Source organism: Staphylococcus simulans (assembly GCF_047037175.1).
Taxonomy (GTDB): domain Bacteria; phylum Bacillota; class Bacilli; order Staphylococcales; family Staphylococcaceae; genus Staphylococcus; species Staphylococcus simulans_C.
The window spans coordinates 230,265-244,660 of record NZ_CP178241.1 but is presented as its reverse complement, the minus strand read 5'-3'; the positions used below and the strand labels follow the sequence as shown (position 1 = coordinate 244,660).

Annotated in this window: 15 protein-coding genes; 3 read left to right on the top strand and 12 right to left on the bottom strand. The window is 37.1% G+C overall.

Annotated elements, in window-relative coordinates; translation table 11 throughout:
• Positions 1-6: 6 nt before the first annotated feature.
• From ACFCT9_RS01120 to ACFCT9_RS01070, 11 genes are all read right to left on the bottom strand, one after another.
• On the bottom strand, positions 7-1,080 hold the full coding sequence (locus tag ACFCT9_RS01120) for an ABC transporter substrate-binding protein (RefSeq protein ID WP_412520138.1): 1,074 nt from the start codon (positions 1,078-1,080) through the stop codon (positions 7-9).
• Positions 1,077-1,889, bottom strand: coding sequence for an ABC transporter permease (locus ACFCT9_RS01115; RefSeq protein WP_412520136.1), 813 nt, complete (start codon positions 1,887-1,889; stop codon positions 1,077-1,079). Before ACFCT9_RS01115 ends, ACFCT9_RS01120 begins: the two co-directional genes overlap by 4 nt.
• The gene (locus ACFCT9_RS01110; RefSeq protein WP_412520134.1) at positions 1,886-2,692 is read right to left on the bottom strand and encodes an ABC transporter permease; all 807 of its coding nucleotides are present in this window, start codon (positions 2,690-2,692) and stop codon (positions 1,886-1,888) included. Before ACFCT9_RS01110 ends, ACFCT9_RS01115 begins: the two co-directional genes overlap by 4 nt.
• A gap of 3 nt (positions 2,693-2,695) precedes the next feature.
• Positions 2,696-3,775, bottom strand: a complete 1,080-nt coding sequence (locus tag ACFCT9_RS01105) for an ABC transporter ATP-binding protein (protein WP_412520132.1) — start codon at positions 3,773-3,775, stop codon at positions 2,696-2,698.
• 13 nt (positions 3,776-3,788) lie between these two features.
• Entirely contained in the window at positions 3,789-4,328 is a 540-nt protein-coding gene (locus ACFCT9_RS01100; RefSeq protein WP_412520130.1) for a helix-turn-helix domain-containing protein, read from the bottom strand.
• A gap of 123 nt (positions 4,329-4,451) precedes the next feature.
• Positions 4,452-4,727 carry a UPF0223 family protein gene (locus ACFCT9_RS01095; RefSeq protein WP_412520129.1) on the bottom strand — a complete coding sequence of 92 codons (276 nt, stop codon included), beginning with the start codon at positions 4,725-4,727 and terminating at the stop codon, positions 4,452-4,454.
• A 129-nt stretch (positions 4,728-4,856) separates the two neighbouring features.
• The gene (lpdA, locus tag ACFCT9_RS01090) at positions 4,857-6,263 is read right to left on the bottom strand and encodes a dihydrolipoyl dehydrogenase (RefSeq protein ID WP_412520127.1); all 1,407 of its coding nucleotides are present in this window, start codon (positions 6,261-6,263) and stop codon (positions 4,857-4,859) included.
• 3 nt (positions 6,264-6,266) lie between these two features.
• Positions 6,267-7,589 carry a dihydrolipoamide acetyltransferase family protein gene (locus tag ACFCT9_RS01085; protein ID WP_412520125.1) on the bottom strand — a complete coding sequence of 441 codons (1,323 nt, stop codon included), beginning with the start codon at positions 7,587-7,589 and terminating at the stop codon, positions 6,267-6,269.
• 344 nt (positions 7,590-7,933) lie between these two features.
• Positions 7,934-8,911 carry an alpha-ketoacid dehydrogenase subunit beta gene (locus ACFCT9_RS01080; RefSeq protein WP_412520124.1) on the bottom strand — a complete coding sequence of 326 codons (978 nt, stop codon included), beginning with the start codon at positions 8,909-8,911 and terminating at the stop codon, positions 7,934-7,936.
• A 3-nt stretch (positions 8,912-8,914) separates the two neighbouring features.
• The gene (pdhA, locus tag ACFCT9_RS01075) at positions 8,915-10,027 is read right to left on the bottom strand and encodes a pyruvate dehydrogenase (acetyl-transferring) E1 component subunit alpha (protein ID WP_412520122.1); all 1,113 of its coding nucleotides are present in this window, start codon (positions 10,025-10,027) and stop codon (positions 8,915-8,917) included.
• Positions 10,028-10,195: 168 nt separating this feature from the next.
• Entirely contained in the window at positions 10,196-10,828 is a 633-nt protein-coding gene (locus ACFCT9_RS01070) for a YkyA family protein (RefSeq protein WP_412520120.1), read from the bottom strand.
• 124 nt (positions 10,829-10,952) lie between these two features.
• On the opposite strand from ACFCT9_RS01070, the gene def reads away from it, so the two are divergent.
• Entirely contained in the window at positions 10,953-11,513 is a 561-nt protein-coding gene (def, locus tag ACFCT9_RS01065) for a peptide deformylase (RefSeq protein WP_412520119.1), read from the top strand.
• Between the two features lie 59 nt (positions 11,514-11,572).
• On the opposite strand, the gene ACFCT9_RS01060 is transcribed toward def, so the two are convergent.
• Positions 11,573-11,845 carry a hypothetical protein gene (locus ACFCT9_RS01060; protein WP_412520118.1) on the bottom strand — a complete coding sequence of 91 codons (273 nt, stop codon included), beginning with the start codon at positions 11,843-11,845 and terminating at the stop codon, positions 11,573-11,575.
• A 379-nt stretch (positions 11,846-12,224) separates the two neighbouring features.
• Here ACFCT9_RS01060 and ACFCT9_RS01055 point away from each other — a divergent pair, with 379 nt between their 5' ends.
• Together ACFCT9_RS01055 and rnjA are read left to right on the top strand one after the other, a co-directional pair.
• On the top strand, positions 12,225-12,440 hold the full coding sequence (locus ACFCT9_RS01055) for a DNA-dependent RNA polymerase subunit epsilon (RefSeq protein ID WP_412520117.1): 216 nt from the start codon (positions 12,225-12,227) through the stop codon (positions 12,438-12,440).
• Entirely contained in the window at positions 12,440-14,365 is a 1,926-nt protein-coding gene (gene rnjA / locus ACFCT9_RS01050) for a ribonuclease J1 (RefSeq protein WP_412520115.1), read from the top strand. The genes ACFCT9_RS01055 and rnjA overlap by 1 nt, the downstream gene beginning before the upstream one ends.
• Positions 14,366-14,396: the final 31 nt, after the last annotated feature.

Sequence of the window (14,396 nt, the reverse complement as noted above, 5' to 3'; positions counted from 1 at the left end):
AAAATATTATTGTAATGACATTTTGAAATTCAAAAAATGCTCATTATAATCATTTAAAACTTCTTTACCCAAATCTTTATAAACTTCAAGCCTACTTTGTGTTTCTTTTGTAGGATAAAACCTTTGATCATTTCTAATTTCTTTCGGCAAACGCTTTTTAGCCGCTTCATTCGGCGTCGCATAACCGACCCATTCTGTATTTTGTTTACTATTTTTCGGGTCTAATAAGAAATTAATGAATTGATATGCACCTGCTTTATTTTGTGCTGTTTTCGGAATTACCATTGTATCGAACCACAAATTAGAGCCCTCTTTTGGAATGACATAGTCAAATTCAGGATTCTCTTGTACAATCGGTGCTGCTGTACCGCTCCACACGACTGCGATATTCGCTTCATGCTGTTCTAACATCATAGTTACTTCATCGCCGACAATCCCTTTGACTTGAGGGGCTAAATGCGCCAAATCCGCTTCTGCTTTATCTAAGTGCTTTGGATTTGTATCATTTAAACTATAGCCGAGCTTATTTAAACTTAAGCCCATCACTTCCCTCGCACCATCCACTAATATGATATCATTTTTAAACTTCGGATTATATAAACTTCTCCAACTTGAAAAATCATCATGTGGGTAAGTGTCTTTATTATAGACTATACCCACTGTACCGAAGAAGTAAGGTATAGAATAACGATTATGTTTATCATAATCCATATTCATGTAATTTTTATCCAAATATTTCATATTCGGCAGCTTACTATGATCTAACGGGATTAATAAATCGTCCTTTTTCATCTTTTGAACAGTATATTCACTCGGGAATGCGACATCATAATGCGTACCCCCATTACGAATTTTTGCTTCCATTGCTTCATTTGAATCAAACGTTTCATAAATGACTTGAATCCCAGTTTCTTTCTCAAACTTATCAATTAAATCCGGGTCAATATATTCACCCCAGTTATACACATAAATTTTCTTACCAGAAGCTTTATGTGCTTCACTGCCATACCATTTACTGATACCTAAACAAATCATGCCTATAATCAGTGCGCCAACAATCAGTTGTAAAAATTGTTTCATCGTAACACACCTCGTTTCAATGACAGACGGCGCTTCGTAAAACGCTGAATGAGGTAGTATCCGACAATACCAACAATAATCACCAAGAAAATTAATGTTGAAATCGCATTGATTTCCATACTGATACCTTTACGTGCCATCGCATAGATTTCTACAGATAAGACACTAAAGCCGTTACCCGTCACAAAGAAACTCACTGTAAAGTCATCTAATGAATAAGTTAATGCCATAAAGAATCCAGCCAAAATCGCAGGCATCAAGTTTGGAATCATGACACGGTTTAAAATTTGCCACTCCGTCGCACCTAAATCACGTGCTGCCACAAACATATTCTGATTCATATCATACAGCTGAGGCAAGACAATAATGACCACAATCGGTATACAAAACGCAATATGTGAAATTAAGACTGTCCAAAAACCAAGCCCCATGCCTGTAAAATGACCAATCGCCGTAAACATAATTAAGAATGATGCCCCGATCACTACATCAGACGAAACTAAGAGCACATTATTCAATGTCATAAATGTCACTTTCAAACGCTTCTGACGTAAATGATAGAGCGCAATCGCGCCGAGTGTTCCAATCACCGTAGACACTGCCGCAGCTAATAACGCTACCGCAATGGTATTGAATAAAATCGCCATTAAACGATGATCTTGGAATAAACTTTGGTAATGCTCTAATGTGAAACCTTCGAAATGAATCATATTACCGCCTGAATTAAATGAATAAATCATTAAAAAGACAATCGGTACATATAAACCAATCACTAATAACCAAAGATATACTTTGCCATACCATGTCATGATCTGCGTCCTCCTTCGTTGCCGGATTTCGTGATGACTAACACGAACGCCATAAATAAGATTAAAACAATCGCAATGGTTGAACCCATGCCATAGTTCTGAATCACTAAGAATTGTTCTTCAATAGACGTACCGATGTTAATCACTTTGTTGCCCGCAATTAAGCGTGTAATCATGAATAATGACAAAGCTGGTATAAAGGTTACTTGAATACCAGAAAGTACGCCTTCTTTAGTCAATGGTAAAATTACTTTTAAGAATGTTGTCCATCGGTTCGCACCAAGGTCTGTAGACGCTTGAATTAAATTCTCAGGAATCGTCTTCATACTATTAAATATCGGCAAAATCATAAATGGAATGTAAATATAACTTGCGACAATGATAAATGCTGAAGCCGTAAATAATAATGTCATATTAGGAAGATGCATCACATTTAATATTTGATTGATAATACCATCATGACTTAAAATCCCGATAAATGCATACGTCTTGAGCAGTAAATTAATCCAAGTCGGAATAATTAAAATCAAAATCCACAAATTTTGATGTACAGATTGACGAATAAAATAAGCAGCAGGATAACTGATAATCAATGTGACCAAAGTAATAATCGCCGCATATAAAATAGAAATCCCCATCATTTTGACATAACGCATACTTAAAATTTGTTGATAGTTCGCAAAACTGAAATGACCTTGGTTATCTAGAAATGAGAAATAGACTAATAAGATGACAGGAATGATAATAAAACCAATCATCCAAATCATATAAGGAACCATTAAGTATTTATTTAATTTTGTCATCGCTTAGTCCTCATAACTTTCAATACGTTTATCAAATTCTTCCTCTGTTTCACCCGGTACCATGATATGAATCGCATCAGGTTCAAAATATAAACCGACTGTCTCTCCGACTGTCGCTTTCTTAGTTGTTTGAATCATCCATTCATACCCTTCTTGGTCCTGACACGTGACTTCATAATGAACGCCTCTAAATAACGTAGACTTCACTACCGCTTTAAATAAGCCCTTTGTTTGATCTGTAATGATAATATCTTCTGGACGAATCACCACTTCAATCCGCGTTCCTTCAGGAATTCCCATATCTACACATTCGATTTCTTTATCATAGATATTGACCAGACGATCTCGTACCATCGTTCCTTCAATGATATTAGATTCGCCAATGAAATCAGCCACAAAGCGATTGACGGGTTCATCATAAATATTGATAGGTGTATCAAATTGTTGAATTTTACCCGCTTTAATCACTGCGATATAGTCACTTAATGCGAGTGCTTCTTCTTGGTCATGTGTGACGAAGATAAACGTAATACCTAAACGTTTTTGAAGTGCGCGCAATTCATACTGCATTTCTGTACGCAACTTCAAATCCAAAGCGGATAATGATTCATCTAATAATAGAATTTTAGGTTCGTTCACAATCGCACGCGCAATCGCGACACGCTGCTTTTGTCCACCACTCATTTCATTAATCGTTCGTTGTTCATAGCCTTCTAATTTCACTAACTTCAGTGCTTCCGCAACTTTAGCTTTGATGGCTTTGTTTGAGAATTTCTTTAACTTCAAGCCAAACGCAATATTTTCATAGACATTTAAATGCGGAAATAACGCATAATCTTGAAAGACGGTATTCACTTGGCGCTTATTGGCTGGAATACCATTCACATTGTGATTGTCATATAAAACATCACCTGAATCTGCTTGTTCAAAGCCTGCGATAATTTTTAAAATGGTTGTTTTACCACACCCTGAAGGACCAAGTAATGTATAAAATTTTCCTTCTTCAAAATCAATAGAGATATCGTCTAAGATGGTTTTGCCATCGTATTGTTTACGCACTCCTAATAATGATAATAGTGTCATAGTTTATTTCCTCCTATAAATACGATGCAGTAACTACCATCATGGCTTTCGTTTCTGTATCAGTTTGGTTAGATAACTGGTGCTTATCATGAGCTTTAAAGTAAAGCGCATCACCTTGTTTGGCATGATAAACACGGTCTCCGAGTGTTAACGTGACCTCCCCTTCTAAACAATAGATAAAAGTATCCGAATCAGAAGGTTTGAAGGTTTTATAAGCAGTATGCGGATGTAATTGGATTAATAAGGGCTCCATCTCAAATTCATTTGAACGCGCAATCGGCCAAGTCAGAATATAACCTTCATCATATTCGTCATACACTGTATGTTCGTCCTTGGGATACAACACCTTTTCTGCTTCTTTTTCTTTAAAGAACGATTCTGGAGACGTACCAAGCACTTCTAATAATTGTAAGAAGGTCTCCATACTCGGTGAAGATTGTCCGCTTTCTATTTGAGAAATATACCCTTTCGATAAATCTGTCCGCTCTGCCAGTTCTTCTTGCGTCAGCTGTTTAATTTTGCGTAAATTACGTAGTTTCAGTCCGATGTTCATAGGTAGCCTCGCTCTCTTGCGTGAAAATGACATAAAAAAAGTACAGTTCTGTTTAGTATTAGTAAACTTTTAGTTTAACGCTTACTAAAAATAACAGAACTGTACATGATTTACAATATAATTTTAATGATTTGCACTAAATTTTTTAGTTTCCGTATCGTTTTTGATGCGTTTGATCGTACGATAGCTGTTATAACCGCTGCCTTTCTCAAAATCATCTAAAATATTCTTCTCATCCGCTTTACCTGGAACAACTTTCTTAAAATCACGGTAAGCATTCATAAAGGCTTCTCTATCGACTTCACGCTCATAGTAATCTTCAACACGGTTAAAGAAATGGATCACAGCAATCATTTCTTCTTGTGACCAATCGACATCAATAGGATATTGGTATTCCATTCATTTGTGCCTCCAATCTATTTTATTTCAGCATCATTATAACACGACAAGTGGCAATACATTAAAAAACCGCCGAGCTCAAAAGCCCAGCGGTCTCAATTTATATGCTTATTCTAATGTTGGGTAATCTTACATAGTGTGGATTGGTAATCCAAGTGCTTTTTCAGCTGCTTCCATGCTCATTTCACCTAAAGTTGGGTGTGCATGAATTGTTAATGCGATATCTTCAGCATTCATACCAGCTTCAATAGCTAGACCTAATTCAGAGATGATGTCAGAAGCACCTGCACCAACAATTTGTGCACCTACTAATGTGTCATCTTCTTTAAGTGTAATCAATTTAACGAAACCATTTGTATCGTTTAATGATAACGCACGGCCATTTGCTGCATAAGGGAATTTAGAAGCTTTATATTCTAAACCTTCTTCTTTCGCTTGTGCTTCAGAAAGACCTACTGTCGCGATTTCTGGTTCAGTGAAGCATACTGCAGGCATACCGATGTAATCAACTGCTGATTTTTCACCAGAGATTGCTTCAGCTGCTACTTTACCTTCATAGCTTGCTTTGTGTGCAAGTGGTAAACCAGGAACGATATCACCGATAGCATAGATGTTATCAAGTGAAGTACGGCTTTGTTCGTCAACTTCTAATAAACCGCGGTCTGCGAATTTAAGACCTAATTCTTCAAGACCCATTTCATCAGTGTTTGGACGACGACCTACTGTAACTAATACGTAGTCAGCTTCGATTGTTTTTTCTTCGCCTTTAGCTTCGTAAGTTACTTTTACGCCGTTTTCTGTTTCTTCAGCAGATTTAGCCATTGCTTCAGTAACAATTTCCATACCTTTAGCTTTCATTTTTTTCTTAACAGGTTGTGTTAATTGTTTTTCGAAACCGCCTAAGATATCTTTAGCGCCTTCTAAAATTGTAACTTCTGTACCGAAGTTCGCAAATGCTGTACCTAATTCAGAACCGATGTAACCGCCACCTACAACAACTAATTTCTTAGGTGCTTCTTGTAAGTTTAACGCACCAGTTGAATCGATTACGCGTTCGCCGAATTTGAAATTAGGAATTTCAATCGGTCTAGAACCTGTTGCGATAATCGCATGTTTGAAGTTGTAAGTTTGAGCGCTTTTTTCGTCCATTACACGTAAGCTGTTTTTGTCGTGGAAGTAAGCTTCACCTTTGACAATTTCAACTTTGTTTCCTTTTAATAGACCTTCAACGCCGCCTGTTAATTTGTTAACTACAGATTTTTTGAACTCTTGAACTTTTTCGAATTTAAGTTCAACGTCTTTAGCGATGATACCTAGATCTTCTGAGTTTTTAGACTCTTGGAATACATGTGATACGTGTAATAACGCTTTAGATGGGATACATCCTACGTTAAGACATACACCGCCTAATTCACCTTTTTCGACGATTGTCACTTTTTGACCTAATTGTGCTGCGCGAATTGCGGCAACATAACCGCCAGGACCTGCTCCGATTACAATAGTATCTGTTTCAATTGGAAAATCACCAACTACCATGTTTTACCCCTCCATTAATAATAATTCTGGATTATTTAATAAACGTTTGATGTGGTTCATTGCGTTTTGACCAGTAGCACCGTCAATTTGTCTATGGTCAAAGCTTAATGATAATGCTAATACAGGTGCTGCAACAATTTCCCCATCCTTAACAATAGGTTTTTGTGCAATACGACCGATACCCAAGATAGCAACTTCTGGGTGGTTGATTACTGGTGTGAACCATTGGCCGCCTGCTGAACCGATGTTACTGATTGTGCATGATGCACCTTTCATTTCGTCAGAAGTCAATTTACCGTCACGTGCTTTAACAGCAAGTTCGTTGATTTCATCAGAGATTTCGAACATTGATTTGCGATCAGCATGTTTAACAACTGGTACTAATAAACCGCGGTCTGTATCTGCAGCGATACCGATGTTCCAGTAGTGTTTGTGTACTACTTCACCGTTTGCATCATCAAATTCAGTATTTAATGCTGGGTATTTCTTAAGTGCTGATACTAATGCTTTAACAACGTATGGTAAGAATGTTAATTTAGTACCTTGTTCCGCAGCAACTTCTTTGAATTTTTTACGGTGATCCCATAATGCTTGAACTTCCACTTCGTCCATTAATGTTACGTGAGGCGCAGTGTGTTTAGAGTTAACCATTGCTTTCGCAATTGCTTTACGCATTGCAGGGATTTTTTCACGAGTTTCTGGGTATTCGCCTTCAGCTGATACTGGTGCTGCAGCTGTTTCTTGTGAAGCTGCTGCTTCTTCAGTAGCTGGAGCTTCGCTAGCTTCTGCACTTGGTGCATCTCCGCTTAAGTAAGCTTCAACGTCAGCTTTAGTGATACGGCCGTTTTTACCAGAACCTTGAACTGCTTTGATATTTACATCATTTTCACGCGCGAATTTACGTACAGAAGGCATTGCTTTAACTCTTCTGTTTTCGTCAACTTCTTCGTCAGCAGCTGGTGCTACGTTTGAAGCGTCTTGTTCTGAAACTGATTGTGCTTGATCTTTAGTTTCTTCTTGGCCTGCATTGTCTTCTTCTTTAGCAGAATCATCACTGTGTCCGCCTTTGAATGACATTTCTTCAGCGTCTGGAGAATCAATTTTGATAATTGTGTCGCCAACAACTGCTACAGTTCCTTCTTCTACTACAACTTCTTCAATTGTACCGTTAACTGGAGAAGGGATTTCTACAACAGATTTGTCGTTTTGTACTTCACATAAAATATCGTCTTCTTGAATTTCGTCTCCAGCTTTTACAAACCACTTAACAATTTCACCTTCGTGGATACCTTCACCAATATCGGGTAATTTAAATTCAAATGCCACGTTCTTGTCCTCCTAAAAGTCAATTTAAGTCACATAAACCAGCACAAAACAATTGATTAAAACAAAAGTGTCTTCAGTTAACTCTGTACATAAGTGTTGACTAAACGACTGAAATCTAATCAAATTGATGTTCTAGTTTATAGTTTGACATAAAACTTGATTTCGTTTCAACGAAATCTATCTTCAATTTATTTTTTATTACTTCATAACAAACCATTTGCTCTTGCAAAATACATCAGATCGCAAGAGCAAATTTGGTTGTCTGACTTACGGAAAATTGAAGTGTTGCTTCAACTTTACCCATAAGTTCAATTAAATATGCCGACTCACGCTCTATTAAACAATTAGAAGTTTAAAGTAGCTTTTGCAGATTCGACGATATCGTTTTTGTTTGGTAACCAAACATTTTCCGCTTCAGTAAACGGATAAACAGTATCTGCTGCTGCAACACGTGCAATCGGAGCTTCTAATGAAAGGATTGTACGCTCAGATAGTTCAGCTACAACTTGTGCACCTACGCCAGCTTGACGTTGTGCTTCTTGAACTACTACTGCACGGCCAGTTTTCTCAACTGAAGCTACTAATGTATCGAAATCAATCGGTTGTACTGTACGTAAGTCGATAACTTCCGCTGATACACCGTCTTTTTCAAGTTCTTCTGCTGCTTTCAATGATTCTTGAACCATTGCACCGTAAGCGATAATTGTAATATCATCGCCTTCTTTTTTAACGTTCGCTTTACCAAGTTCAACTGTGTATTCCTCTTCAGGAACTTCTTCACGGAATGAACGGTATAATTTCATGTGTTCTAAATATACAACTGGGTCATTGCTTCTGATTGCAGAAATCAATAAACCTTTTGCATCGTAAGGGTTAGATGGGATAACAACTGTTAATCCTGGTGATTGTGCTAAGATACCTTCTAAGTTATCTGCGTGTAATTCTGGTGTGTGTACACCGCCGCCGAATGGCGCACGGATTGTAACAGGTGCAGTTTTTGTATTGCCTGAACGGAATCTTGTACGTGCAATTTGACCTGCAACTGAGTCAAATACTTCGAATACGAAACCTAAGAATTGGATTTCCATTACTGGACGGTAACCTTCTACCGTTAATCCAAGTGCTAAACCGCCGATACCTGATTCAGCAAGCGGAGTATCGAATACACGATCTTCACCGAATTCTTTTTGCAGACCTTCCGTTACACGGAATACGCCACCGTTAACACCAACGTCTTCACCAAAAAGCAAAACATTTTCATCGTTTTGAAGTTCAGTTTTAAGTGCGTTGTTAATCGCTTGTACCATTGTCATTTGTGCCATGGCTTACTTCGACTCCTTCTCTTTGTAAATTTCATACTGTTCTTTTAAGTTTTGAGGCATATCTTCGTACATGATTTCCATCAAGTCAGTAACAGTTTGTTTTTCAACTTTATCAGCTGCTTTAATTGCAGTTTTGATTTCGTCTTTTGCACGTTCGATTACTTCGTTTTCTTTTTCTTCATTCCATAAGCCTTTAGCTTCTAAGAATGCTCTGAAACGAACTAATGGGTCTTTTTTCTCCCAATCAGAATCTTCATCTGAAGTTCTGTAACGTGTTGGGTCATCCCCTGCCATTGTATGTGGACCATAACGGTAAGTCATTGTTTCGATTAATGTTGGACCTTCACCGTTAACTGCACGGTCACGTGCTTCTTTAGTTGCTTGATATACAGCTAATGGATCCATACCGTCAACTTGGATACCAGGGATACCTACTGCGATTGCTTTTTGAGCTAATGTTACAGCAGCTGTTTGTTTACTTCTTGGTGTAGAAATCGCATAGTTGTTGTTTTGAATTACAAAGATTGCAGGTACTTTATAAGCCGAAGCAAAGTTAATACCTTCATAGAAGTCACCTTGTGATGAACCGCCGTCACCAGTGTAAGTGATTGCTACTGCTTTTTTACCGCGTTTTTTAAGACCTAATGCAACACCGGCAGTTTGAATGTATTGTGCACCGATGATGATTTGAGGACTGAATGCGTTTACACCTTCAGGAAATTGGTTTCCTTTAAAGTGTCCTCTTGAGAATAAGAATGCTTCTGTAAGTGGTAAACCGTGCCAAATAATTTGTGGAACATCACGGTAACCTGGAAGAATCCAGTCTTCTTTCTCTAATGCATATTGTGAAGCAAGTTGTGAAGCTTCTTGACCAGCTGTTGGTGCGTAGAAGCCTAAACGTCCTTGTCTGTTTAAAGAAACAGAGCGTTGGTCTAGAACACGTGTCCAAACCATTCTTTCCATTAATTCAACTAATTGCTCATCAGTTAAATCAGGTACTAAGTCTTCATTCACTACTTTACCATTTTCGTCCAATACTTGGACCATCTTAAATTGTGCTTCAGTATCTTTCAATACTTGCTCAGCGTCGAATTGGGCTTGTAACTTCGGAGCCATTCAATTCACCATACCTTTCCCGTATAATAGAAAATTCATTTCATCCATAAAATAGTATAACATAGTTTTGTATAACTGTTAAATGAATTGCAAAAGTTCTGTATCACTTGTGTTAAGTACAGTTAATAGACCTGTACTAGTCTTAATATAGAAACTGTACCAGTGTTGTTATTTAATCTGTGTAGCCGCTTCCATTTGTTTTCCGCGTTCATCGCGTGTTTTGCTGTATTTTTTGATTTTGTCATTGACGTCTTTATAAGAATCATCAATAGCTTTCGTTTTTTCATCAATTTGAGATTGTTCCGCTTGTCCATTTGTTTTTACAATGTACTCAAACAAAGCTTTTTCTTTGTCTAAACTATTGTTGTAAGCTTTCGCATAATCTTCGTGTGCTTTGTAGTTTTCTTCGAACGCTTTATTTGTTTTCTCTATGCCTGCACGACGTTTATCGTTTCTAATATCTTTTGTCCGTTTTTTAGCTTCTTCAAACTTTTTCTCAGATGCTTCGAAAGCCTTTCCTTCTTTTTTAAACTCCTCTTTACGTTGATTTACATTGCTGACAATATCTTTAGAAGATTTTACAACTTTCTGAGTATCTTTACCGTTGATTTTCTTAGCTAAATCATTTTTCTCGTTCGTTAGTTTATTTAATTTTTCGCCGACTTTTACGGCTTCATCTTCTTTTTTCACAGCTTCTTTCAGTGTCTTGTTGTATTCTTTAATCTGATGGCTGTCTGTAGAACAAGCACCTAATAATACCGAGGATGCAATTACTAAACCTAATGTGCTTTTAATTTTCATGCTATAACTTACCTCCTTGGGGATTTCAATAATGATGTTAATTAATTTTAAGCGATTTCGCAAATACTTTTCTGTTCTATCTGGAAGTTTTTTGTTATATTTTATAATAAGGACGGTGTATGACATGATTACAATGAAAGATATAATCAGAGACGGACATCCGACACTTCGTGCAAAAGCCGAAGAAGTGAAATTTCCTTTATCAGATGAAGATCGTAATAAAATTAAAGAAATGCATGAATTCTTAGTGAATAGTCAAGATGATGAAATTGCACGTAAATACAATTTACGTTCAGGTGTAGGGATTGCTGCACCGCAACTTAACATTTCTAAACGTATGCTTGCTGTCCACTTACCAGATGATGGTAACGGCAAATCATATGAATTAATGTTAATCAATCCGAAAATCGTCAGCTACAGTGTACAAGAAGCTTACTTGCCTACAGGCGAAGGCTGCTTAAGTGTAGATGAAGATATTCCAGGACTTGTGCATCGCCATCATCGTATTACAGTTAAAGCGAAAGACATTGATGGCAACGATATCAACTTACGACTTAAAGGCTATATCGCTATTGTCGTACAACATGAAATCGATCATTTAGACGGTATTATGTTCTATGACCACATTGATAAAGAAAATCCACTTCAACCCCACGAAGATGCAATCCGTCTGTTTGATGAGTAAACATAAATTGAGAGGTCGCTATAAGCGGCCTCTTTTTTATCTATAACTCTATTGCCTCACTATATAAAGATGTCTTTACGACACGTATACGAAACATTTAGATGATCTAAACCTTCTTTAAGTTTTGGCAGCATACTTTTATCCACCCACTCCGGATCATGGTTATGTCTTATGAAATGATGATTATCGGATACATTATCAATAACTTCTTCATACTCAAAGAACATCACAATTTCTTTTCCGCGTTTTTCAAATACAATACCTTGAAACAGTTTATCGCGTCTTTCTTTTTCTCTTTTCACATCTTCAATAATTCTCTCAGTCTTACTCATTGTCCTCACCTGCTTTTCATCTCTTAATTACTGAACTCGCCTCATTTTCTCTTTAATATATTTTACCACACTTATTTTGACCCACTCTTTTTTGATCGACATTCCCCCGCTTTCCTCGCAACTAAGTAAAACCGCTTTATTTATTGAATTACATCATGTAAAATAAATAATAACTGTATATGTATGAAGTATGCTTCATGCATGACTAACTAGAACGTCATTTATAACAAACATAGCAAACATACTGGGCAGTTAAGCTGGTATGTTGTATTTATTTTAAGAACGAACATAAGTATCAAACCTACTTCGAATAATAAACTAGGCTTGTATGAACAATAAATTAAAACAACCGAACATTTTTAGGAGGAAACTATATATTATGGCAATTTACAAAGTATTTTATCAAGACGACAGAGCAGAAGTAATCGTGCGTGAGAACACACAAACGATTTACGTAGAAGGAAATTCAGAAGAAGAAGTAAGAAAGTATTTGAAAGATCGTAATTACAATATCGAGTTCATTACTAAATTAGAGGGCGCACATTTAGAATATGAACAAAAATCTGAACACTTTGAAGTGGAGCATATCCAATAATGAAACAACTCAAAAATAATGAGGTCGGTGTATACGCAATCGGCGGTCTCGGTGAGATCGGTAAGAATACGTATGCAGTGGAGTATAAGGATGAAATCGTCCTAATCGATGCGGGAATCAAATTCCCTGACGACAATCTATTAGGTATCGATTATGTCATCCCCGATTACTCATATCTTGTACAAAACAAAGATAAAATTATCGGCCTATTTATTACCCATGGACACGAAGACCATATCGGCGGTGTGCCCTTCTTATTAAAAGAACTTAACGTACCGATTTATGGCGGTCCTTTAGCCCTTGGGTTAATCAGAAACAAATTAGAAGAACATCATTTATTAAGAACAGCAGAATTGAATGAAATTACCGAAGACACTGTCATCAAGTCTAAACATTTCAATGTTTCATTCTATTTAACAACACACAGTATTCCTGAAGCATATGGTGTCATCGTTGGTACACCAGAAGGAAATATCGTACACACAGGTGACTTCAAATTTGATTTCACACCTGTCGGTACACCAGCTAATATCGCAAAAATGGCAAAACTTGGTGAAGAAGGCGTTTTAGCCCTCTTATCTGATTCAACCAATTCATTGGTGCCAAACTTCACATTAAGTGAACGTGAAGTCGGCCAAAATGTTGATAAAATTTTCCGTAAATGTACTGGAAGAATTATCTTTGCGACATTCGCATCTAACATTTACCGTGTGCAGCAAGCAGTTGAAGCTGCCATTAAATATAATCGTAAGATTTTAGTATTCGGCCGTTCAATGGAAAACAACATTAAAATCGGTATGGAACTCGGTTATATTAAAGCACCACCTGAAACATTTATTGAACCAAGCAAAATCAATTCTGTTCCTAAGCACGAACTCTTGATTTTATGTACCGGTTCTCAAGGTGAACCAATGGCTGCGTTATCTCGTATTGCCAACGGAACACACAAACAAATTAAAATCATTCCTGAAGATACAGTTGTCTTCAGTTCATCACCTATTCCAGGTAATACTAAAAGTATTAACCGCACGATTAACGCGTTATATCGTGCAGGTGCTGATGTCATTCACAGCAAGATTTCAAACATTCATACGTCAGGACACGGATCACAAGGCGATCAACAATTAATGCTGCGTTTAATCCGTCCGAAATACTTCATGCCGATCCATGGTGAGTATCGTATGTTGAAAGCTCATGCACAAACAGGTGTAGAATGTGGTGTAGATGAAGACAATATCTTTATTTTCGATAATGGTGATGTCTTAGCACTTACTAGAGATTCAGCACGTAAAGCTGGACGTATTCCTTCTGGCGATGTCTTAGTCGACGGCAGCGGTATTGGTGATATTGGCAACGTAGTCATTCGCGACCGTAAGTTATTATCTGAAGAAGGTTTAGTGATTGTTGTGGTAAGTATCGACTTCAACACCAACACATTACTTTCAGGTCCAGATATTATTTCACGCGGTTTCGTATACATGCGTGAATCAGGTCATTTGATTTACGATGCACAACGTAAAATTAAAACTGAAGTCATCTCTAAATTGAACCAAAACAAAGACATTCAGTGGCATCAAATTAAATCATCCATCATCGAAACATTACAACCTTACTTGTTTGAAAAAACAGCACGTAAACCGATGATTTTACCTGTAATTATGAAGGTTAATGAAAATGGTGAACAAATCGTTCCGACGAAAAAACCAAAATCAGCTAAACCTAAACGTTCTAATAAAAAACCAAACCAAAATCAAAACCAATCATCAAAACAACATAACAGTAAAGAAAATCATAAACATGCGACAAATAAACGCCCTTCTAACAATGGTCAGAAAGCGCGCAAACCTAGAAACCATAAGCCGCACCAAAGAAGAGAAGGCACCGCAAAACCAAAACAACAAGAAGAAAAGTCTAAACAAGACTAAGCTTCCAAACTATAAAATCAGCTATAAGCAA